Raw genomic sequence first — 21028 nt, forward strand, 5'->3', positions numbered from 1 at the left:
GATCTCAATTCAAAGGCGCGGAGCGCAGCTCGTTGGCCTCGCGCGCCGAGACCGGCGAGCCACGATTGCCCCAGGCGGTGCGGATGTAGGAGACGACGGCGGCGACCTCGTTGTCGGAGAGGAGGCCCGCGAAGGGCGGCATGCCATAGGGCATCGGGTTGCCCTTGGTACCCGGCGGATAGCCGCCGTTGAGCACCATGCGGATCGGGTTGACCGCCGACTGCATCTCGATCGACTGATTGTTGGCGAGCGGCGGCCAGTGTGGCGGCTTGCCTTCGCCCTGCGTGCCGTGACAGCTCGCGCAATTCTTGTCGTAGACGGTCTTGCCGAGGCTGATCAGCAGGCTGCTCTCGGTGTTGGGCAGAACGGAGCTTGCGGGCGGCGGTGACGAGCCTTCCGCGATGCCCTTGAGGTAGACCGCCATCGCCTTGGTGTCTTCGTCATTGAGATATTGCAGGCTGTTGTGCACGACCTCGGCCATCGGCCCGTAAACCACGCCGCGCGCGGAGACGCCTGTCTGGAGCAGATCGGTGATGTCCTTGATGCTCCAGTCGCCGAGGCCCGCCTCGCGGTTGGAGGTGAGCGAGGGCGCGTACCAGTTCTGCATGGGAATCAGACCGCCCTTGAAGGCGTCGGACTGCGACGTGCCGCCAAGCGCGTTGATCGGCGAATGGCACATGCCGCAATGGCCGAGGCCCTCGACCAGATAGGCGCCGCGGTTCCACTCGGCCGATTTGCTCGGATCGGGCTTGAACTCGCCCTCACTAAAGAACAGCGTGCGCCAGCCGAGGATGAGCTGGCGATTGTCATAGGGGAAGCGCAGATCGTGCTCGCGGTTTCGCTGGTTCACCGGCGGGATCGACTTCAAATAGGCGAAAATCGCGTCGGTGTCGGCGCGTGTGACCTTGGTGTAGGACGCGAAAGGCATTGCCGGATACATCAGTCCACCGTCGGGAAAGCGGCCGTAATGCATCGACTTGTAAAAGTCCTCCGCGGTCCATTTGCCAATCCCGGTCTCCCGGTCCGGCGTAATGTTGGACGAATACAGAGTCCCGAACGGTGTTGGCATGGCGCGCCCGCCGGCGAAGGTTCGGCCCTCCGGCGCAGTGTGGCAGGCAATGCAATCGCCGGCGCGCGCCAGATATTCGCCGCGCGCGACGAGTTTGGTGCCGGCGGGCTCGACCTGCTGCGCCTCCACGGTCGAACCGGCCATGAGCAACAGCCACGTGCCAAGGATTGGTGAGCACCAATGCATCCCCATCTCCTCAATCCCCTTCACTGCCGCAGGCGAATGGCAGCACGTAGGTGCCCTTGGGCACCGGAGCAAGGTTCACCGGGGCCTGACGGCTTGCAAGCCATGCCGCGACTGCCGTGACGTCCTCCTCTGTCAGCCGGGCAGCGACCTGCTGCATGCAGTCCGGGGCCTTCGCGGTGCGGGTGCCGTAGCGCCACGCCCCTAATTGCGCGCTGATGTAGTTCGGCCGCAGTCCGAGCAGGCCCGGAATTCCCGGCTCCATTCCGGTCAAGGCCGGTCCGTGGCAGCTCCCGCAAGCCGGTATCTGGCGCTGAGGGTCACCACGCGACACCAGGAGCTGACCGCGCTGCAGCACCTCCTGGCTCGCATCGTTGGCTGCGACGGGCGGCAAAGGCGGATGCTGATCGGCGAAATACTCCGCCATTTGCTGCAAGTACGGATCGGTGAGGAATTCCAGCAGGTAATTCATCGGCGGGTACTTCCGCCGGCCACTCTTGAAGGCGAGGAGTTGATTGTAGAGATAGCCCGCGGGCTTGCCGGCGAGGCGCGGGAAATAGACATCGCTGGTGCCTTCGCCTTTGTTGCCGTGGCAGGGCGTACAGGCCTCGACCCGCGCCGCCATCGTATCGGGCGGCAGGCTCGCCGTTTGCGCGGCCGCACCATCAAAGGCGGCCAAAGTGGCGACAAGTACGGCTAAGGCCGTGGCGCGAGCGAACACTTTGTCGCCCTCCAGAATGCTGATCCGGTTGATTCCGGATCACAACGTAGGGCAGCATTATTGCGGCAATATTTTTCCGCGCAAGTTCGCAATAGGGCGATGACGTTCGGTCGCGCCGCTGCATCGCGCTTCGCGATCGTTTCGAACAAAATTGTGTGCGTTTTGACAAGAACGCATGTCGCCGCATCCTCGCGGCATGTCTTGCCCGAGCCTTGTTTCATTTCTTCACCCTCTGATGTCAGAGGCGGCTCACCAACTGCGCACATTTGGAGTGACAAGTGCAATTTGTGCCAAAACGCTTTGGACTGACGGAACGCCCCTTGCCGTGGGCGGCACACCCGCATCAGCTGCATTCGTGAGAGATGCAATTACAATCCGAGTCGGGCGCAGGGCTTACGTAGCAGGACCAGGAGACATGGCGCGTTGGAAGCAATCGTGGAGCGACGACGACCTCGATCGGCTCAGGAAGCTTGCAGGGACCAAGCCAATCACAATGATCGCGAAGGAGCTCGGTCGTACCACGGGAACTGTGCTCGCGAAGGCAATCGAGCAAAAGCTTCCTGTCATCCCTCGGATCGAGCGAACCTCGCAAGGATCGAACCTGCCTTGAGCGTCGAACCCGTCTCGATCGATTCCCGGATGTCAGGTCGACCTCATCTATGCGATTAAGCCGCTGGCCGGCGGGAGAGAGTGCTCACCCCCGCGGCGACCGTGGCGGCCTGCGCTTTGTCGCATGCCGGCGCGGCGTGCGCGTGACGCGGGGACGCAGGCGGCTCGCGGCGGCGCGTTGCGGCTTGGCGGCAGCTTGCGGGCCGCGGGCGAGCTCCATCAGCATGCGCAGGGCTTCGACCACCGAGCGCTGGCGCACCGCGGTGCGCCCGATCGCGCCAAAACGTTGCTCGCGGTGGATGATGCGGCCGTCGCGCGCCGCAGCGGCGAAATGGACGAGGCCGACCGGCTTGCCCGGCGTGGCGCCGCCAGGGCCCGCGATGCCCGTGATCGCAACGGCAAGGTCGACATCCGCGCGCTCGAGCGCTCCGACTGCCATGGCGGTCGCGGTCTCCTTGCTGACCGCGCCGAAATTGGTGAGCGTGCTTGCCTCGACGCCGAGCATCGCGCGCTTGGCGTCGTTGGAATAGGTGACGAAGCCGCGGTCAATGACGTCGGACGAGCCGGGGATGTCGGTCAACGCACCGGCCACAAGGCCGCCGGTACAGGACTCGGCGGTCGCGATCGTCAGCTTGCGCATCCGGCACAAATCGAGCAGCGAGCGGGAGAGGGCGCGTGCGTCGCTGCCGCCCATGACCTAGACGCTCCAAGTCTTTTCGTTAAATGGCAGGCGGATGGTGGCGCTCGCGGTAGCCGCGATGCCTTCCTCGCGGCCGGTGAAGCCGAGCCGCTCGCTGGTGGTCGCCTTCACCGCGACACGGGAGATATCGACGCCGGAGATCTCGGCGATGCGCGCGCGCATGGCATCGCGCAGGGGTCCGATCTTCGGCCGCTCGCAGATCATGGTGACCTCGAGATTGGCGATGCGGCCGCCGCGCGCCGTGACGCGCTCGATGGCGTATTTCAGGAACTGGTCGGAGGAGGCACCCTTCCACTTCGCATCGCTCGGCGGGAAGTGCGAACCAATGTCGCCATCGGCGAGCGCGCCGAGGATCGCATCGACCAGGGCATGCAGGCCGACGTCACCGTCGGAATGCGCCAGGAAGCCTTTCGTATGCGGTACACGCACGCCGCAGAGCATCAGATGGTCGCCTTCGCCGAAGGCGTGCACGTCGTAGCCCGTGCCGGTTCTGATATCACCGAGCAGGCTGGCCAGGCGCGCTTCCTCGCGCACGAAATCTTCGGGAGTGGTGAGCTTCATATTGGCAACATCGCCTTCAAAGGTCGCAACCGTCAATCCCGCCCATTCGGCGATCGCAGCGTCATCGGTGAAATCAGATCGCCCGTCCTTGGCCGCGCGACGATGCGCCTCGAGGATGACATCGAAACGAAAGGATTGCGGCGTCTGCGCGACTCGCAAGGACGCCCTATCAGGCGTGTCCTCGACGTCACCGTTCGCACTCGTCACCTTGATCGTGTCAGTGACGGGGACGACTGGGATCGCAGCGCCCGTGCGGCTGGCCGCCTCGATCGCGCGCGAGATCACACCCGAAGAGACAAAGGGCCGTGCGGCGTCATGAATCAGGACGATGTCGGGCTTGTGCTTCGCAAGCGCTTCGAGGCCTGACAGCACCGAGGCCTGGCGCGTCGCGCCGCCATTGGCCGGTGCCTCGTGCTTGAGGCCTGCGACCGCTGCCGTGAACATGGCGCTGTCGTCGGGGTTCACTACCGGCTGCACGGCGAACACATCGGGATGGGTGCTGAACGCCTCCATGGCGCGGTAGATCACGGGCACGCCGCCTATCTCGCGATATTGCTTGGGGCCACCGGCGCCTGCGCGCAGGCCACGTCCGGCCGCGACGAGAACGACTGCGGTGCGCTGTGATTTCGCCATAGGACTCAAATATTCAACTGCTAAGGGGGGAGTCGGGGAGTGAGGTGACTGCCGGCATGCCTCTAGCACGGCAGGCCCGCAAAAAAAGGGGGTTTCCCCGGATTGTGGGATTCAGCATTTTGCTGCACTGCACTTGAAAGATCTGCAGAACTGTCTAAACTGTAGGCATGACGCTTGACTGCACAAGAATTGTGCGCAAGATAGATCATGGCAGGCGCGATGAGGCGCCGTCCACGCAACGAGACCCCTGTGACCGGCTCGGCAGTATCAGGCTCTAAGCCATTGAAAATAGGCGATATTGAGATCGCCAATCCGGTCTTCCTGGCACCGATGTCGGGAGTGACGGACTCACCCGTCCGCCGTCTGGCCGCCGAGCTTGGGGCTGGCCTGGTCGTCTCCGAAATGACGGCCAGTGACGAGCTCGCCAATGGTCACCGCATGTCGCGGTTGCGCTGCGAAGCGACCGGTGTTGGGCCCCATGTGGTCCAGCTTGCCGGCTGCGAGGCGCATTGGATGGCCGAGGGCGCCCGGATCGCCGAAGCCGAAGGCGCCGACATCATCGATATCAATATGGGCTGTCCGGCCCGCCACGTCACCGGCGGCCAGTCGGGCTCGGCCCTGATGCGCGACCTCGATCACGCCGTCGGCCTGATCGAAGCGACGATATCAGCGGTGAAAGTGCCGGTGACGCTGAAGATGCGGCTCGGCTGGGACGATCGCACCCGCAACGCGCCTGAGCTGGCCCGTCGCGCGGAAGCCGCCGGCATCAAGCTTGTCACTGTTCACGGCCGCACCCGTTGCCAGTTCTATAAGGGCGAGGCCGATTGGGATGCGATCCGCGCGGTACGCGAGGCGATCTCCATTCCGCTCGTCGTCAATGGCGACATCACGTCTTACGAGAAAGCGCTCGCGGCGCTCGAGGCCTCCGGCGCCGATGCCGTGATGATCGGTCGCGGCGCCAACGGCCAGCCCTGGCTGCCGGGCGAGATCGGGCGGCGGTTGAAGGGTGGGGCGGCCGAAGCCGCGCCCTCGCTCGCGACGCAGCTGCATTATGTCCGCACGCTTTATGAGGGCGTTTGCGCACTCTATGGCTTGCGTGTCGGCCTCAAGCATGCGCGCAAACATCTTGGCTGGGCGCTCGATGTTGCGGCCGAAGCCAGCGGCGTGTCGGTCGAGACGTTGAAGGCCTGGCGCCAGAAGATTTTGACATCCGAGGATCCGGGCCTCGTCCACCGGTCGTTGCAGGATGCCTTCGACGATTTTGCATGGAGCGCCGCTGCATGAGCTCAGCCGCTGACCATCGCAAACCGGCCGACAGCGAGGCAATTCTCGATGCCTTGCCCAATCCCGTGCTGATGATCGGGCCGGACGGCAAGATCGTCGCCGCCAATATTGCGACCGAAGCGTTCTTCGAAATCTCGACGCAGTTCCTGAAGCGGCAGTCGCTGAAAGAGCTGGTGCCGTTTGGCAGCCCCTTGCTGGCGCTGATCGACCAGGTGCGCTCGTCGAACTCGCCGGTCAACGAATACAAGGTCGATCTGGGCACGCCGCGCATGGGCGGCGACCGCCAGGTCGATCTTCATGTCGCCCCGCTCACCGAGCGCCCTGGCCATATCGTGGTGATGCTCCAGGAGCGCTCCATCGCCGACAAGATGGATCGCCAGCTCACCCACCGCAGCGCTGCGCGCTCGGTGATAGCGCTAGCAGCGATGCTTGCGCATGAGATCAAGAATCCGCTCTCGGGCATCCGCGGCGCGGCGCAGCTCCTGGAGCAGCAGGCGTCGTCCGAAGACCGCATGCTGACCCGCCTGATCTGCGATGAGGCCGACCGCATCGTGACGCTGGTCGACCGCATGGAGGTTTTTGGCGACGAGCGCCCCGTGGTGCGCGGCCCCGTCAACATCCATTCCGTACTCGACCACGTGAAGCGGCTGGCGCAGTCGGGCTTTGCCCGCAACATCCGCTTCATCGAAGACTATGATCCCTCGCTGCCTCCAGTGCTGGCCAACCAGGACCAGCTGATCCAGGTGTTCCTCAATCTGGTGAAGAATGCCGCCGAAGCGCTGATCGACGTGCCTGACGCCGAGATCCAGCTCACCACCGCGTTCCGCCCGGGCGTGCGCCTGTCAGTCCCCGGTCAAAAATCCCGGGTATCCCTGCCGCTCGAATTCTGCGTGAAGGACAATGGACCGGGCGTGCCGGACGATCTTCTGCCCAACCTGTTCGACCCGTTCGTGACCACCAAGCAGACCGGCTCTGGCCTCGGTCTTGCTCTGGTCGCGAAGATCGTCGGCGATCACGGGGGCATCATCGAATGCGAGTCTCAGCCGCGCAAGACCACCTTCCGCGTGCTGATGCCGATGTACTCGACATCGGTCAAACACGCAGATCACAGCAGTCGCGACGGCTCTGCCGGGAAGTCGTCGTCTGCATCACAGGGGGCAAAATGAGGATTAACGATGCCCGCAGGTAGCATTCTCGTAGCTGATGACGACACCGCCATCCGCACGGTTCTCAACCAGGCACTTTCCCGGGCCGGGTATGAAGTCAGGCTGACCGGCAACGCCGCGACGCTATGGCGCTGGGTCAGCCAGGGGGAGGGCGATCTCGTCATCACCGATGTGGTGATGCCGGACGAAAACGCCTTCGACCTGTTGCCGCGGATCAAGAAGATGCGGCCGAATTTGCCCGTCATCGTCATGAGCGCGCAAAACACGTTCATGACGGCGATCCGCGCCTCCGAGCGCGGCGCCTATGAATATCTGCCTAAGCCCTTCGACCTGAAGGAGCTGATCGCGATCGTCGGCCGTGCGCTCGCCGAGCCGAAGGAGCGGGTCGCGACGCCCGACGATGACGCCGAGATGGAGGCGATCCCGCTGGTCGGCCGCTCGCCGGCGATGCAGGAAATCTACCGCGTTCTCGCGCGCCTGATGCAGACCGACCTTACCGTGATGATCACGGGCGAGTCAGGCACCGGTAAGGAACTGGTGGCGCGCGCGCTGCACGATTACGGCAAGCGTCGCAACGGTCCGTTCGTCGCGGTCAACATGGCGGCGATCCCGCGTGACCTCATTGAATCCGAGCTGTTCGGCCACGAGCGCGGCGCCTTCACCGGCGCCAACACGCGGGCGTCCGGCCGGTTCGAGCAGGCCGAGGGCGGCACATTGTTCCTCGACGAGATCGGCGACATGCCGATGGAGGCGCAGACCCGCCTGCTGCGCGTGCTTCAGCAGGGCGAATACACGACCGTCGGCGGCCGCACCCCGATCAAGACCGACGTGCGGATCGTTGCTGCGTCCAACAAGGATCTGCGTGTGCTGATCCAGCAGGGGCTGTTCCGCGAGGACCTTTTCTTCCGCCTCAACGTCGTGCCGCTGCGGCTGCCGCCCTTGCGCGAGCGTATCGAGGATCTTCCGGATCTCGTGCGTCACTTTTTCGCGCTCGCTGAGAAAGACGGCTTGCCGCCGAAGAAGCTCGATGCGCTGGCGCTTGAGCGGATGAAGCAGCATCGCTGGCCCGGCAATGTGCGCGAGCTGGAGAATCTCGCCCGACGCCTTGCCGCGCTTTATCCGCAGGACGTGATCACCGCATCCGTCATCGACGGCGAGCTGGCGCCGCCCTCTGTCAGCCCGGGTGCCGCCGTCCAGCAAGGTGTCGACAATCTTGGCGGCGCGGTGGAGGCCTATCTCTCATCGCACTTCCAGGGTTTCCCGAACGGCGTGCCGCCGCCCGGCCTCTATCACCGCATCCTCAAGGAGATCGAGGTGCCGCTGCTGACGGCTGCGCTGGCCGCCACCCGCGGCAACCAGATCCGCGCCGCCGATCTGCTCGGCCTCAACCGCAACACGCTGCGGAAGAAGATCCGGGATCTCGATATCCAGGTCTACAGGAGCGGGGGTTAGCCATCGCGACAAACGCTATACACGTTTTCGCGGAGGTGGCTCAGCTCCCCCTACCACAGCGGAGCTGAGCCTGTCCGGATCGCGCTGGCCGTTCGTGGCAGGCGCGGAGATCAGAAGTCCTGATCAGGCTGAAATGTTCCGTTGGAGCATTCGAATTGGTCGTCCCGTCGCAGCGCGCAGTCTCGCACCTACCTGAGCAAGTGAGCTGCGACCGGCTGGATGTTGGCCATCTGCGCGGTCTGGTCCTGCCTGCTCGGCCCGTTGACCAGAAGGTCAGAGGCCACGATCAGCAGCAACACCGCCGAAACCATCGTTGCGAGAAAGAACCTGTCCATGCCGGTTAAGCCGGAAGGGCCGGAATCTGTTCCCGCCGTCGGACATGGTCTTCTTACCTTTTCCCCACAGGGTTCCGCGTAGCGGCTGCGCGCGCAAGGCGCCCACCGTTGACCTATGTCAACGTAGGCCGATGGGGGCTCGCCTTGAATGACCTTGCACGACGACGATGAGGTCGAAGATGGCGATGGAAGATCTGAAACTGCCTGATGGTCCCATGTCGGGGCTGGTCGCCTCGGCCGTGGAGTATCTGGTCGATGCCGGACAGCGCAGCGTGCTGTTTTTGGACATCATGCGCCAGCGCGGCGACCAATATCGCGAGCATGTCGCGCAAACGGCACCGCATGTGCTGCAATATGCTGCCGAATTGATCACGGACGGCCGCAAGCTGGACGAGCCCGTCAATTACGCACTGGTGCGCATCATCCCACCCAAGGATGTCACGATCGACATGACCCGGCGACCATTCGTCGTGGTCGATCCGCGCGCAGGCCATGGTCCCGGCATCGGCGGTTTCAAGGCGGACAGCGAGATCGGCGTCGCGATGAGGGCGGGGCATCCCTGCTATTTCATTGGGTTCCTGCCCGAACCCATGCCGGGCCAGACGATCGAGCGCGTCGCGCGGGCCGAAGCGAAGTTTCTTGAAACTGTCATCAGCCGTCATCCCGACGCGGACGGCAAGCCCTGCGTCATCGGCAATTGTCAGGCCGGCTGGGCGGTCATGATCCTGGCATCGCTGCGGCCGGAACTGTTCGGGCCGCTGATCATCGCCGGCGCGCCGCTCGCCTATTGGGCCGGCGTCCACGGCAAATATCCGATGCGCTATTCGGGCGGCCTGTTGGGCGGAAGCTGGCTTACCGCGCTCGCCAGTGATCTCGGCGCCGGCAAGTTCGACGGCGCCTGGCTGGTGCAAAATTTCGAGAACCAGAACCCGTCGAACACGCTCTGGACGAAGCAGTACAACGTCTATTCCAAGGTCGACAGCGAGGCCGAGCGATATCTCGATTTCGAGCGCTGGTGGGGCGGCCACGTCAACCTCAATGCGGAAGAGATCCAGTTCATCGTCGACGAGCTGTTCATCGGCAACAATCTCGCGGCCGGCCGCATCGAGATGTCTGATGGCCAGAAAGTCGATCTGCGCAACATCCGCTCGCCGATCGTGGTGTTCTGCTCCAAGGGCGACAACGTCACCCCGCCGCAGCAGGCGCTTGACTGGATCCTCGACTGTTATGCCGATGTCGACGAGATCAGGGCCTACGGTCAGACCATCGTCTACACCGTTCACGACAGCATCGGCCATCTCGGCATCTTCGTGTCCGGCGGCGTCGCTAAGAAGGAGCATGCCGAGTTCTCCAGCAACATCGACCTGATCGACGTGCTTCCGCCCGGGCTCTACGAGGCGACGTTCGAGGCGAGGGGCAACGAGACGCTCAATGCCGATCTTGCGGCGGGGCAATGGGTGATGCGCTGCGAGGCACGAACGCTCGACGACATCAGGGCCATGGGCGGCAATTCCCCCGAGGACGAGCGGCGGTTCGCGGCCGCCAAGCGCGTCTCCGAGCTCAATCTGGCGGCCTATCAGAAGTTCGTGCAGCCCTGGATCAAGAAGATGGTGACACCGCAGGTGGCGGATTGGGCGCGCAACATGCATCCGCTGCGGATGCAGTACGAGGCATTCAGCAGCCAGAATCCCTGGATGTCTGCGGTGAAAGCGGTCGCCGATCGCGTCGAGGAGAAGCGCAGGCCGGTGTCGAAGGACAATCCGTTCCTGGCCTTCCAGGAGCAGATCTCGAAGCAGATCGTGCACGCGCTCGACAGCTGGCGCGACACCCAGGAGGCGCTCAGCGAGACCATCTTCCTCAACGTTTATGGCTCACCTGCGCTCCAGGCCGTAGTCGGCATCGATCCCAATTCCGTGCCGTCACGCCGCCGCGAGATGTCGGACGAACATCGCGTCATGCTCGCGAAGCGTGTTGCGGAGTTGAAGGCGAAGATCGGCGAGGGTGGTCTCCGTGAAGCCTCCATCCGCGCGCTGCTCTATGTCGGCTCCGCGCGCGGCATGGTGGACGAGCGCAGCATCGAGGCGCTGCGTCAGCTCAGGCGCGACCATGCCGGCCCCCGGGTGACGTTGTCCGAATTCAAGATGCTGGTGCGCGAGCAGTTCTTCATGCTGCTGCTGGATCGGGAGGGCGCGCTGGCGGCCATTCCGGGTCTGTTGCCTGCCGATATGAACCAGCGGCGCGCGGCCTTCGCGGCGATGCGCGAGGTACTGTCGGCGAGCGAGGACATCACCGGCGAGCGCGCCAATCGCTTGAGCCGTGTTGCCGGGCTGTTCGGCCTGGACGGGGAGGGCGAGGCGGTGTCGAACGTTGCCCCTTTCGACTCGCAGGCAAGAGCGTCGTAGCGCGGATTGGCGGAAACGGGAGTGACACGATGTCGGCCGATACGACGCACAAGACCGGCAGCAAGTACGACCGGCTGATCGCGATGGCGCAGGCCGTGCCCCCGACACCGACCATCGTCGTGCACCCCTGCGACGAGACCTCACTCCGCGGCGCCATCGACAGCGCCAGCGTGGGCATCATCCGGCCGATCCTGGTCGGGCCCGAGAAAAAGATCAGGGATACGGCCGCAAAATTCGATCTCGACGTCTCAGGATTCGAGATCGTCGACGCCGCGCACAGCGACGACGCGGCGGCCAAGGGGGTCGAGCTGATCCATGCCGCCAGAGGCGAGCTGCTGATGAAGGGCAGCCTGCATACGGACGAGCTGATGCGCGCCGTCACGGCGAAGACGGGCGGCCTTCGCACCGACCGGCGCATCAGCCATGTTTTCGTCATGGACGTGCCGGCTTACGCCGAGACGATTTTCGTGACGGATGCCGCGATCAACATCTTCCCCGATCTCGACGCCAAGCGCGACATCATCCAGAACGCGATCGATCTCTACAACCAGGCCGGCTTCGGCAAGACGCCGCGGGTTGCGATCCTGTCGGCGGTCGAAACGGTCACCTCGAAGATCCCATCCACGATCGAGGCCGCGGCCCTCTGCAAGATGGCCGATCGCGGCCAGATCACCGGCGGCGTGCTCGACGGCCCGCTGGCGTTCGACAACGCCATCGATCCGGAAGCGGCGCGGGTCAAGGGCATCGTCTCCGAGGTCGCGGGACGAGCCCAGATCCTGATGGTTCCGGATCTCGAATCCGGCAACATGCTGGCCAAGAATCTCGCTTATTTCGCCAAGGCCGACGGCGCGGGCATCGTGCTGGGCGCACGGGTGCCGGTCGTGCTGACCTCGCGCGCGGACTCGCCGCGCGCGCGCATGGCATCCTGCGCGGTCGCAGCGCTTTACGCATCCGCCCGGCGCCAGAAGGCGCCGACAGTCGCCGCGTGACCGCCATGGACACGATCCTCGTCGTCAATGCCGGCTCCTCGAGTGTCAAGTTCCAGGTCTATTCGATCGAAGGCGAGGGCACGCTGCGCCGGCAGATCAAGGGGCAGATGGACGGCATCGGCAGCCGGCCGCGCCTGCGTGCCGGCGGTGCCAGCGGGCAGTCGCTGGCCGATCGCGCCTATCCGATCGAGGCGGTGCCCGATGTTCCGGCGGCAATGGCCGTTGCCGGAGACTGGCTGCGCAACGAGCTCCAGGTCACGCCCATCGCGGTCGGCCACCGCGTCGTGCATGGCGGCCCGGACTATTCGCGGCCGGTCCTGATCGACCATGGCGTCGTGTCCCGCCTCGAACGATTTGTTTCTCTGGCGCCGCTGCACCAGCCGCACAATCTCGCACCGATCCGCTCGTTGCTGACGAATTTCCCAAAGCTGCCGCAGGTGGCGTGCTTCGATACGGCCTTTCACCGCAACCATGATGCCGTCGCCGATCACTATGCCATTCCGCATCAGCTCCACGCCGAAGGCGTCAGGCGCTACGGATTCCACGGCCTGTCCTATGAGTACATCGCCCGAACGCTGCCGGGCGTCGCGCCCGCGATCGCGAAGCAGCGCGTGATCGTCGCCCATCTCGGCAGCGGGGCCTCGATGTGCGCGCTCATGGACGGCCGCAGCGTCGAGAGCACCATGGGCTTCACGGCGCTGGACGGCCTGCCGATGGGAACGCGACCCGGACAAATCGATCCAGGCGTGCTGCTTTATCTGATCTCCGAAAAGGGCATGCCGCCTTCGAAAGTGCAGGACTTCCTCTACCGCGAATGCGGCCTGAAAGGCCTCTCCGGCATCAGCAACGACATGCGCGAGCTGGAGGCCAGCGACGATCCGCAAGCAAGGCTCGCGATCGACTATTTCGTCTACCGGATCGCCCTCAACGCCGGAATGCTGGCTGCGGCCCTGCAAGGGCTCGATGCCTTCGTGTTCACAGCCGGTATCGGCGAGAACTCGGAATCGATCCGCGCGCGCGTTACAGCCAGGCTCGAATGGCTCGGCGCAGTGCTGGATGCAGGCGAGAACGCCCGCCACGCGCGGCTGATCTCCCATGCCGACAGCCGCATCCCCGTCTATGTCGTTCCGACCGACGAGGAGCTGATGATCGCCCAGCACACGCTGTCGCTACTGATGAACGGACAATCGCACAACGCTAGACCTGAGAGGGTGTCATGATCCCCGTATTTCCGGACAGCAAGGTGGCCCTCAAGGGAAAGAAGGGGCTGATCGTCGGCATCGCCAACGACCAGTCGATCGCCTGGGGATGCGCGCGGGCGTTCCGCGCGCTCGGCGCGGATCTCGCCGTGACCTATCTCAACGATCGCGCCAGGAAGCATGTCGAGCCGCTGGCGCAGGCGCTGGAAGCCCCGATCTTCATGCCGCTCGACGTCATGGCTGAAGGCCAGACCGAGGCGGTGTTCGAACGCATCGCGTCGGAATGGGGACAGCTCGATTTCCTGCTCCATTCCATCGCCTTCTCACCCAAGGAAGCGCTGCACGGCCGCGTCGTCGACGTCGGTCGCGACGGCTTCCTCAAGACCATGGACGTGTCGTGCTGGTCGTTCTTGCGGATGGCCCATCTCGCCGAACCCCTGATGAAGAACGGGGGCACGCTGTTCACCATGACCTATTACGGCAGCCAGATGGTCGTCGAGAATTACAACATCATGGGCGTGGCGAAAGCCGCGCTCGAAGCCTCCGTCCGCTATGTTGCAGCGGAACTCGGTCCGAAGGGCATCCGCGTCCACGCAATCTCGCCGGGGCCGCTTGCGACCCGTGCCGCCTCGGGCATTCCCGAATTCGACGAGCTGATGGACAAGGCGCAATCCAAGGCGCCGTCGCGTAGTCTCGTCAGCATCGACGATGTCGGCAATGCCACCGCTTTCCTCGCGCTCGACGGCGCCAAGCTGATCACCGGCAGCGTGCTGTATATCGATGGCGGCTATCACATCATCGATTGAGCGCGCTCAACGATAATGCAAGGCAATGAGCTCGGCGACGCAGGCGGGCTTCTTGCCGCCCTCGATCTCGATGACGAGATGATAGTTGACGCGCAGGCCATCCGGCGGCACGTCCTCGGCCTCCGCGACTGTGACGCGGCCGCGCAGCTTTGAGCCGGCCGGAACCGGCGCCAGATAGCGGATGCGATCGGCGCCGTAATTCAGCGTGTTGCGCAAACCTTTCAGGCCGATCACGGAGCGGATGAAGAGGGGCGCCAGCGCCAGCGAGAGCAGGCCGTGGGCGATGGTCTTGCCGCCAGGCATCTCCTTGCTGGCGCGCTCCTGATCGACATGGATCCACTGCTCGTCGCAGGTCGCGGCCGCGAACTGGTTGATACGATCCTGCGACACCTCGACCCAGTCGCTGACGCCGATCTCGATACCAATGGCGGATTTGATGTCGTTGAAGTCGCTGAATATCCGCATGGCCTGGCTTCCTCAGATCTTCATTTCCAGCACGGATTGAGGGATCGCGAGCTCGGCTTCGGTCACCGCCAGGACCTCGCCGACGGTGACGCCGGGAGCGGTTTCCAGCAGTGTTGCCTTGCCGTCGGGAAAGCCGATCACGGCCATGTCGGTGACCACCAGATTCACGGGCCGCGCCGAGGTCAGCGGCAGCGTACATTTGGCGACAATCTTGGACTTGCCCTTGGCCGCATGCTGCATGGCGACGATGACGCGCTTGGCGCCCGTCACGAGATCCATCGCGCCGCCCATGCCGGGCACCATCTTGCCCGGGATCATCCAGTTGGCGAGATGGCCGTGCGCATCAACCTGGAGGCCTCCGAGAACGGTGATATCGACATGGCCGCCGCGGATCAGCCCAAACGACATCGCGCTGTCGAAGGTCGCAGCGCCCGGCAGCGCACTGATCGGACGGCCGCCAGCGTCCGTGAGCGTCGGGTGCTCCAGGCCTTGCTCCGGAATTGGGCCGGTGCCGATCAAGCCGTTCTCGGATTGGAAGAACACTTTGAGATCGGCTGGAACGTAATTTGCGACCAGCGTCGGGATTCCGATCCCGAGATTGACGAGGTTGCCGCTTCTCAGCTCCTTGGCGACGCGCCGGGCGATGATGATCTGCGGGTCCATGTGTCACCCGTTGGTGATGAGGTAGTCGACAAGCGGTGCCGGCGTCACGACGTGATCGGGCGCGATAACTCCGACGGGCACGATGTTCTCCGCGGTGACGATGACGGTATCGGCGGCCATCGCCATGACGGGATTGAAATTGCGCGACGTCAGCGCGTAGGCGAGGTTGCCGAGATAGTCGGCGAGGAATGCATGCACCAGCGCGAACTGCGCTCGCAGAGCGGTCTCCAGCAGGAATGGCTTGCCGTCGACCTCGATCTCACGCTTGCCTTCGGCAACCAACGTGCCGACTCCGGTGGGGGTCAGAACGCCGCCGAGACCGCATCCGCCTGCGCGAATGCGCTCGACGAAAGTACCCTGCGGGACGAGATCGACGGCGATCTGGTTCGCCAGCATCTGTTGCTGCGCCTTGGGATTGAGGCCGATATGGGTGGCAGTCAAGCGAGCGACCAGCGCCGCATCGAACAGCTTGCCGACACCCTTGCCCGGGGTGGCTGCATCATTGCAAATCAGGCTTAGCCCGGTCTTCTTCTGCCGCACGAGTTCGTCGAGCAGACGTTCCGGCGTTCCAACGCCCATGAAACCTCCGACCATGAGGCTTGCCCCGGCGGGGATCATCGCAACGGCTTCTTCGATGGAAACGGCCTTCATCGATGGAACTCCGATCGGCAGGAGCGGACATGGTGTTGGAGGAATGTTCCGGGACGGCAGATTTCCATCGTTGATCTGCGTCAAGGCTTCCGATCATTCGCGTATGTCGATGCCGATGCTCGCCAACATCTCGCGCCAGAGCCTGCGCATCTCATTGTGCCGCTGCTCCAGCGTCGCGCTGACGGCATCGCGGAAGGGCACGAGCTCAGGCCTTTTCAGGAACAGGATTTGCGCCTGGAGCAAGCGGCCGCTCTCGAACTCGATGCGACGCAACGCCAGGACGAAGGGATCAGCCGGGCTGGCCTCGGTCGGCAGCAGCGCTGCCGGGCGGATGGCGGCATGAACGGCATGCGCAAGCGTGGCCAGATGGACGGCAGGCGCAAGACTGCGATCCCCGGTCAATTCGATTGCCGGAGGAAGCCAGGTCGTCTCCCACGAAGCGGCCATGTAGCCCAGGGCGATATCCGGCACCCAGGTGGTCGCGCGCTGGAGCAACGAGACGATCTCGGACTCGCGGTAGAACTGGGCGTTCAATTCGGTCTGCCAGGCGGCCTCGATCCGTAACGGCAGCGCCAGCGCGAATTGCCGTGCGAGCGCGCCATGCGCCGAGATCAGGAAAGCAGCCACGCGCGTCTGCTGGTGCGGCGGCACACGACCGTCAGCGTCGAGCGGCCCGAGGAAGCTGCTCATGGCGAGGGCCTCTGCACGGGAATCGCGCGCAGATGGTCGTAGCCGGCCGGAAACGGCGAAAGCTCGCCGCCGGGCTCGTCGGGCGCAATCAAGACCGCCTTGTTGCCCTTCCAGCGCCCGGCCAGCACGTCCTCGGCAAAGCGCGCGAGCAGATCTGCGGTGAGCGCTCCCTTCTCGAGGGTGAAGGCGTGATAGCCCTCCGGAATGATCACCAACGCACTGTCGGGGATTTCGACGCGAAGCGTCTCGTGCAGGGAGCGGGGAGTCAGGAAGTCGAATTCGCCATTCAGGATCATGGTCGGGACGGCGATGGACGAAAGCTGCGAGGTGATCGGATGGAAGTCGAGAAAGGACTCCATCAGGTTTTGCAGCGCATAGACGTCGTTGACGAGCCAACCCTGCCGCTTGACGCTGTCGAGCTTGTCCAGCAGCGGTTCCAGCCATTGGTCAGACAGGTTCATTGGCAGCAGCAGGTCCTGGAGGTAACTGGTGCCACCGAGGATGAGGCCGGTACGCAGTGCGTTGCCGATCAAGAGCAGCTGCGGCGACAGCTCGGCAAAGCAGCTCATCGGCACCAGCCCGGACAGACGCTTGCCGTGTTCGATGGCATAGCGCAGCGCGATCAGGCCGCCGAAACTGATGCCGCTGAGGAAGACGGGTCCGTCGCCGAGCGCGCTGATCAGTTGGTGAAGCACGGCGACATGATCGTCCTGATTGATGAAGAGCGCCGGCTTGTCCGAGACGCCCTGGCCAAGCAGGTCAAATGTGGCGACGCGAAAGTGCCGGGCCAGCAGAGCATCACGATAGGCCGCCCACAGCTCGGCATATTGTGTGAGCCCGTTGACGAGCACATAGGCCGGCGCGTCGGCCGGACCGTCGAGCTCATAGCGAATCCGGTACGAGCCATGACTGAGGAAGGGCATTGCGTTCGCCAGCAGGTTTTGATTGCGCGATCCTTCATCCGACGGGACGCATTCCATTGAGTTAGATCAAAGCTCGCCCGATCGGCCTGCCTAGCGTTCCGTCAAAATGCGCAAGGGAGGAGGACTCCATCATGATCGGGAGAGGATTCGTAAGGCGCGGTTTCGTCGGCCTCATCCTGCTGCTCGTCGGCATGTCGCTGGCAGTTGCACAACCTTTCACGCGGCGTTCGTCGCAAGTGCAACATGATGGTTTGAAGAAGACCTACGAGATCGCGAACTTCAGGCTGGGCGGCAAATATGACCTGTCCGATCGCGCCAAATGGGAGTTTGGCGGCGAGGGCGGCGTCACGCTGGAATCGCTCGGCGCAGGCAAGCTTCGCACCAGTTACATCGCGATCGGCAACGCGCGGCGCAATGCCGCGGGCGAAATCACCAATGCCGTCGTCGTCAATTCCTACTATTCCGGCGACTCCACGGACATGTATGAGCAGTGGGTCAAGGGCGCGCCACTCTCGGGCAGTGTTCCGATCATCGGCCCGGGCCGGCCGATCGACACCGACCGCTACTACGTCATCATGGTCGATCCGCTCGGCACCTGGGGTGCGAGCAAGCCGTCAGACGGTCTTGGCATCAAGTTTCCGCAATACAGCTACTACGACATGGTGCAGGCGAACTATCGCCTGCTACGGGACGAGCTGAAGGTCGCGCGCGTTGCGCTCGTGACCGGCGTCTCCATGGGCGGCACGCAGACCTATGTCTGGGGCGTGATGCATCCGGAATATATCAACGCGCTGATGCCGATCGGCGGCACGACGCAGTCAGACGGCGACGACCCTGTCGGTAACTGGACCTTCCAGATGATGACGGCGGCGATCGAGGGCGACCCGGTCTGGCAGGCGACCAAGGGTGACTATTACAAGCTCCCCAAGGAGAAGCATCCGGTGCCGGGCGTCGCGTTCGGCTGGTCGATCCTGGGAATGACCGGATACGATTTTGCCTTTCGCACGACCCAGGACTGGAAGGCCGTCCAGCCTGAAATCTTCTACTGGGATCCCCCGAACGAGAAGGCGGGCCTGAATGTCACTAACCGCGCCAAGCTCTATGACGCCGTCGATCTCGTCTGGCGCAATCGGGTCGGCGAGACCCACAACATCAATCCCTATCTCGGCCGTATCCAGGCGCGCACGCTGGTGATGCACATCACCAACGATCTCTGGCTCAACTTCAAGCTGGCACAGAAGGCTGTCGATCGCGTGCCGGGGGCAGACCTGATCGCGCAGGAAAGCCCGGTCGCCCATTACGGCGTGTTCCCGATCATCAACCAGCGCAAGAACGATCCCAAGTTCGTCGCCTTCATGGACGATGTGGCGGCGCTCGATCGCGCCCAGTTGTTTGTCGACAAAAATTATCGTGTTCCGGGCGTCGCCGAAAAGATCGATCCGGGCAAATCCTTCTGGAAGGATTTCGTGACCTATCCTTATCCGGTCAAATACGCCAATGCCAAAGACAAGATCGGCAATACCTGGCAGATCGGTTACATGGATGAGTATGCCGGCACCGATACTGACCCGAAGGTGCTCGTGATCATCCACGGAAAGGGCGCCTTCGGCGGGCACTACGGCAACATCATGCAATACGCGCTGCGCAGCGGCCTGCGCGTGATCGTTCCTGACTTGCCGGGCTACGGCATGTCGGGGCCGGGCAATCTCGACAAGAGCCCGGCGCGCACCATGCAGGACATGCGCGAGACCATCTACGATCTCGTTGTCAACCAGCTCGGTGTCAAGAAGGCCTATTATCTCGGCCACTCGCTCGGCGGCCAGTTCGTGATGGGCTATGCACTGACCTGGCCGGACGCGGTGCAGGGGCTTGCACTCGAAGCGCCTTCAGGACTCGAGGAATACCCGCGCGACATCACCATTGCGAAGGATAAGAAAGCACCTTTGTTCCAGCCGGGTCTCGGCCGCGACTTCGACAAGTGGAGGCAGATCTGGGACCAGACTGGCATCCTGGCTGCTGAGAAGGCCCGTGACGAGCAGGGCATCCGCGACTTCTTCTATTTCAAGAAGCGTGATCCCGACACCGGCGTGGTGTCGGCGGCGAAGAGCGGCTACTTCTTCAGTGACAGCGAGTATGCGCGCTTCCATACCGAGCAGCGCGTCGGGCTCACCAAGGGCAACCCCAAGGAGCTCGAACAATGGTGCAACGTCTTCATCTTCGACATCTACACAATCGGATCCGAGCTTCAGCAGGATGATCCGAAGAACCTCTACGAGCGGGTCACGGAGATCAAGGCGCCGATCTTCCTCGCGTTCGGCGACAAGGAACCGTTCATTCCGACGCCGGCCTTCAACGGACTGACGGATCTCGGACGCGACGTCATCACGCCGTTCATGTCGCGCATGACCAATGCCGGCAACCGGCCGATGCTCAAGATCTATCCAGAGACGGGGCACTTCATCCACACCGACAACCCGGTGGAGTATTCCGCCGATGTCGTCGACTTCGTGATCAAGGGACGCGTGGACACATCATCGCCACTGGGCACCGACCGCATGATCAAGGGCGCCGTCGCCTCGGCCATCCCCGTGGCGCCGACCCCGCCTGGCGCTGCGCCCACGGCTGGCTTGAACAAATAGGATCGGTTGATGCCACGGGTGCAGGCGGGAGAAGTCCAGCTTGGCTGGCGGGAGTGGGGACAGGGCGACGTCACCGTCGTCTTCATCCACGGCAATCTCGCCAGCAAGGACTGGATCGAGCTCGCCGCACCGCTGTTTCCCTCGGGCCTCCGTGTCATCGGCATCGACTGGCGCGGCTGCGGCGACAGCGATCGGCCGAAGCCTGCGACAGACTATTCAAACTATTCCATGCAGCAGCACGCCGATGACATGATCGCCGCGCTCGATGCGCTGGGGATCGGCTATTGCCATCTCGCCACGCATTCGACCGGCGGCATCATTGCGGCGCGCATGCTGCTGGCGCAGCCCCAGCGCTTTGGCCGCGTGTTCGCGCTCGATCCGGTGACGCCGCTCGGCATGGCCTTCAATGCCGATCAGATCGGCCTGTTTCGGGCGATGATGGCGAATAAGGAGCTGACGCGGACGGTCATGGCGACCGCGGCTTCCTCGCTGTTCGTACCAGACAGCATGGCGCCGAACGCCGTGCCTCGCTTCCGCGAAGGCCTGGGCGAGATCCAGGCGCTGTTCGACCGCATCATTGACCAGACCTTTGGCGTCTCGGAAGGCATCTGGATCGGGACGCCGATCAATCTGACGCGGGAAAGAGAGAGCCGCGAGCTCGAGCGCCGTATGAAAGAGCTGCGGCATCCGCATCTGGTGCTGTGGGGCGAATGGGACGGCTGGATCCCGCCGGCTGACCTACGCACGATGGCAGAAGCGATGCCGGACTGCCGCCTCGTGATCGTGCCCCGGATCGGACATTCGATGAACCTGGAAATGCCGGCGCTCTATGCCGGCTATTTCGGCGCCTGCTTCGGGGGACTTGCTGCATAACCACAGGAGAGAGGC

General features: G+C 63.7%; 19 protein-coding genes. 9 read left to right on the forward strand and 10 right to left on the reverse strand.

Annotated elements, in window-relative coordinates; all coding sequences use genetic code 11:
• Nucleotides 1-4: 4 nt before the first annotated feature.
• The 4 genes from XI06_RS28540 to XI06_RS28555 all read right to left on the reverse strand — a co-directional run bounded on the left by XI06_RS28540 (nucleotide 5) and on the right by XI06_RS28555 (nucleotide 4476).
• Nucleotides 5-1213 carry a cytochrome c gene (locus tag XI06_RS28540; protein WP_237869040.1) on the reverse strand — a complete coding sequence of 403 codons (1209 nt, stop codon included), beginning with the start codon at nucleotides 1211-1213 and terminating at the stop codon, nucleotides 5-7.
• A gap of 52 nt (nucleotides 1214-1265) precedes the next feature.
• Complete coding sequence (locus XI06_RS28545; protein WP_237862456.1) at nucleotides 1266-1973, reverse strand: c-type cytochrome; 708 nt, start codon at nucleotides 1971-1973, stop codon at nucleotides 1266-1268.
• Nucleotides 1974-2667: 694 nt separating this feature from the next.
• Nucleotides 2668-3276, reverse strand: a complete 609-nt coding sequence (locus XI06_RS28550; protein ID WP_237862455.1) for a CinA family protein — start codon at nucleotides 3274-3276, stop codon at nucleotides 2668-2670.
• A 3-nt stretch (nucleotides 3277-3279) separates the two neighbouring features.
• Entirely contained in the window at nucleotides 3280-4476 is a 1197-nt protein-coding gene (locus tag XI06_RS28555; RefSeq protein WP_237869039.1) for a bifunctional 2-C-methyl-D-erythritol 4-phosphate cytidylyltransferase/2-C-methyl-D-erythritol 2,4-cyclodiphosphate synthase, read from the reverse strand.
• A 282-nt stretch (nucleotides 4477-4758) separates the two neighbouring features.
• Between XI06_RS28555 and dusB the strand changes: the two genes are divergently transcribed.
• The 3 genes from dusB to ntrC are packed head-to-tail and all read left to right on the forward strand — an operon-like array spanning nucleotide 4759 to nucleotide 8378.
• On the forward strand, nucleotides 4759-5760 hold the full coding sequence (gene dusB / locus XI06_RS28560) for a tRNA dihydrouridine synthase DusB (protein WP_237862453.1): 1002 nt from the start codon (nucleotides 4759-4761) through the stop codon (nucleotides 5758-5760).
• A complete protein-coding gene (locus tag XI06_RS28565; RefSeq protein WP_237862452.1) occupies nucleotides 5757-6926 on the forward strand; it encodes a two-component system sensor histidine kinase NtrB in 1170 nt (389 codons plus the stop codon). The genes dusB and XI06_RS28565 overlap by 4 nt, the downstream gene beginning before the upstream one ends.
• Before the next feature lie 9 nt (nucleotides 6927-6935).
• Nucleotides 6936-8378 carry a nitrogen regulation protein NR(I) gene (ntrC, locus tag XI06_RS28570; RefSeq protein ID WP_237862451.1) on the forward strand — a complete coding sequence of 481 codons (1443 nt, stop codon included), beginning with the start codon at nucleotides 6936-6938 and terminating at the stop codon, nucleotides 8376-8378.
• Nucleotides 8379-8566: 188 nt separating this feature from the next.
• Here the strand turns inward: ntrC and XI06_RS28575 are convergent, their stop codons facing one another.
• Complete coding sequence (locus tag XI06_RS28575; RefSeq protein ID WP_237862450.1) at nucleotides 8567-8713, reverse strand: hypothetical protein; 147 nt, start codon at nucleotides 8711-8713, stop codon at nucleotides 8567-8569.
• Nucleotides 8714-8892: 179 nt separating this feature from the next.
• Between XI06_RS28575 and XI06_RS28580 the strand changes: the two genes are divergently transcribed.
• Genes XI06_RS28580 through fabI form a run of 4 tightly spaced genes read left to right on the forward strand, consistent with a single transcriptional unit; the run spans nucleotide 8893 to nucleotide 14109 of the window.
• Nucleotides 8893-11115: a DUF3141 domain-containing protein gene (locus XI06_RS28580; RefSeq protein WP_237869037.1), complete on the forward strand. Its 2223-nt coding sequence runs from the start codon at nucleotides 8893-8895 to the stop codon at nucleotides 11113-11115.
• Nucleotides 11116-11144: 29 nt separating this feature from the next.
• Nucleotides 11145-12104, forward strand: coding sequence for a phosphate acetyltransferase (locus tag XI06_RS28585; protein ID WP_237869036.1), 960 nt, complete (start codon nucleotides 11145-11147; stop codon nucleotides 12102-12104).
• Nucleotides 12105-12109: 5 nt separating this feature from the next.
• On the forward strand, nucleotides 12110-13324 hold the full coding sequence (locus XI06_RS28590) for an acetate/propionate family kinase (protein WP_237869035.1): 1215 nt from the start codon (nucleotides 12110-12112) through the stop codon (nucleotides 13322-13324).
• Nucleotides 13321-14109, forward strand: coding sequence for an enoyl-ACP reductase FabI (gene fabI / locus XI06_RS28595; RefSeq protein WP_237869033.1), 789 nt, complete (start codon nucleotides 13321-13323; stop codon nucleotides 14107-14109). The genes XI06_RS28590 and fabI overlap by 4 nt, the downstream gene beginning before the upstream one ends.
• A gap of 6 nt (nucleotides 14110-14115) precedes the next feature.
• Here the strand turns inward: fabI and XI06_RS28600 are convergent, their stop codons facing one another.
• The 5 genes from XI06_RS28600 to XI06_RS28620 form a co-directional block, all read right to left on the reverse strand.
• The gene (locus XI06_RS28600; RefSeq protein ID WP_237862445.1) at nucleotides 14116-14574 is read right to left on the reverse strand and encodes a MaoC family dehydratase; all 459 of its coding nucleotides are present in this window, start codon (nucleotides 14572-14574) and stop codon (nucleotides 14116-14118) included.
• A 12-nt stretch (nucleotides 14575-14586) separates the two neighbouring features.
• On the reverse strand, nucleotides 14587-15237 hold the full coding sequence (locus tag XI06_RS28605) for a 3-oxoacid CoA-transferase subunit B (protein WP_237862444.1): 651 nt from the start codon (nucleotides 15235-15237) through the stop codon (nucleotides 14587-14589).
• Nucleotides 15238-15240: 3 nt separating this feature from the next.
• Nucleotides 15241-15888: a CoA transferase subunit A gene (locus XI06_RS28610; RefSeq protein WP_237862443.1), complete on the reverse strand. Its 648-nt coding sequence runs from the start codon at nucleotides 15886-15888 to the stop codon at nucleotides 15241-15243.
• Nucleotides 15889-15981: 93 nt separating this feature from the next.
• Nucleotides 15982-16578 (reverse strand): hypothetical protein, encoded by a 597-nt coding sequence (locus tag XI06_RS28615; RefSeq protein ID WP_237869031.1) that lies wholly within the window; start codon nucleotides 16576-16578, stop codon nucleotides 15982-15984.
• Nucleotides 16575-17501 carry an alpha/beta fold hydrolase gene (locus XI06_RS28620; protein ID WP_237862441.1) on the reverse strand — a complete coding sequence of 309 codons (927 nt, stop codon included), beginning with the start codon at nucleotides 17499-17501 and terminating at the stop codon, nucleotides 16575-16577. The genes XI06_RS28615 and XI06_RS28620 overlap by 4 nt, the downstream gene beginning before the upstream one ends.
• 131 nt (nucleotides 17502-17632) lie before the next feature.
• On the opposite strand from XI06_RS28620, the gene XI06_RS28625 reads away from it, so the two are divergent.
• Nucleotides 17633-20140 carry an alpha/beta hydrolase gene (locus XI06_RS28625; RefSeq protein ID WP_271607041.1) on the forward strand — a complete coding sequence of 836 codons (2508 nt, stop codon included), beginning with the start codon at nucleotides 17633-17635 and terminating at the stop codon, nucleotides 20138-20140.
• Nucleotides 20141-20149: 9 nt separating this feature from the next.
• Nucleotides 20150-21013 (forward strand): alpha/beta fold hydrolase, encoded by an 864-nt coding sequence (locus tag XI06_RS28630; protein WP_237869027.1) that lies wholly within the window; start codon nucleotides 20150-20152, stop codon nucleotides 21011-21013.
• The last annotated feature ends 15 nt before the right edge of the window (nucleotides 21014-21028 follow it).

Source organism: Bradyrhizobium sp. CCBAU 11434, from assembly GCF_028128895.1.
GTDB classification, from domain to species: domain Bacteria; phylum Pseudomonadota; class Alphaproteobacteria; order Rhizobiales; family Xanthobacteraceae; genus Bradyrhizobium; species Bradyrhizobium zhengyangense.

Bases quoted from the DNA above. Each gene is read 5' to 3' on its own strand.
- XI06_RS28550 (WP_237862455.1), bottom strand. From the start codon at position 3,276: ATGGGCGGCAGCGACGCACGCGCCCTCTCCCGCTCGCTGCTCGATTTG.
- XI06_RS28620 (WP_237862441.1), bottom strand. From the start codon at position 17,501: ATGCCCTTCCTCAGTCATGGCTCGTACCGGATTCGCTATGAGCTCGAC.
- XI06_RS28575 (WP_237862450.1), bottom strand. From the start codon at position 8,713: ATGGACAGGTTCTTTCTCGCAACGATGGTTTCGGCGGTGTTGCTGCTG.
- ntrC (WP_237862451.1), top strand. From the start codon at position 6,936: ATGCCCGCAGGTAGCATTCTCGTAGCTGATGACGACACCGCCATCCGC.
- XI06_RS28565 (WP_237862452.1), top strand. From the start codon at position 5,757: ATGAGCTCAGCCGCTGACCATCGCAAACCGGCCGACAGCGAGGCAATT.
- XI06_RS28580 (WP_237869037.1), top strand. From the start codon at position 8,893: ATGGCGATGGAAGATCTGAAACTGCCTGATGGTCCCATGTCGGGGCTG.
- XI06_RS28610 (WP_237862443.1), bottom strand. From the start codon at position 15,888: ATGAAGGCCGTTTCCATCGAAGAAGCCGTTGCGATGATCCCCGCCGGG.
- XI06_RS28555 (WP_237869039.1), bottom strand. From the start codon at position 4,476: ATGGCGAAATCACAGCGCACCGCAGTCGTTCTCGTCGCGGCCGGACGT.
- XI06_RS28585 (WP_237869036.1), top strand. From the start codon at position 11,145: ATGTCGGCCGATACGACGCACAAGACCGGCAGCAAGTACGACCGGCTG.
- XI06_RS28615 (WP_237869031.1), bottom strand. From the start codon at position 16,578: ATGAGCAGCTTCCTCGGGCCGCTCGACGCTGACGGTCGTGTGCCGCCG.
- fabI (WP_237869033.1), top strand. From the start codon at position 13,321: ATGATCCCCGTATTTCCGGACAGCAAGGTGGCCCTCAAGGGAAAGAAG.
- XI06_RS28600 (WP_237862445.1), bottom strand. From the start codon at position 14,574: ATGCGGATATTCAGCGACTTCAACGACATCAAATCCGCCATTGGTATC.
- XI06_RS28630 (WP_237869027.1), top strand. From the start codon at position 20,150: ATGCCACGGGTGCAGGCGGGAGAAGTCCAGCTTGGCTGGCGGGAGTGG.
- XI06_RS28605 (WP_237862444.1), bottom strand. From the start codon at position 15,237: ATGGACCCGCAGATCATCATCGCCCGGCGCGTCGCCAAGGAGCTGAGA.
- XI06_RS28590 (WP_237869035.1), top strand. From the start codon at position 12,110: ATGGACACGATCCTCGTCGTCAATGCCGGCTCCTCGAGTGTCAAGTTC.
- XI06_RS28625 (WP_271607041.1), top strand. From the start codon at position 17,633: ATGATCGGGAGAGGATTCGTAAGGCGCGGTTTCGTCGGCCTCATCCTG.
- XI06_RS28540 (WP_237869040.1), bottom strand. From the start codon at position 1,213: ATGGCCGGTTCGACCGTGGAGGCGCAGCAGGTCGAGCCCGCCGGCACC.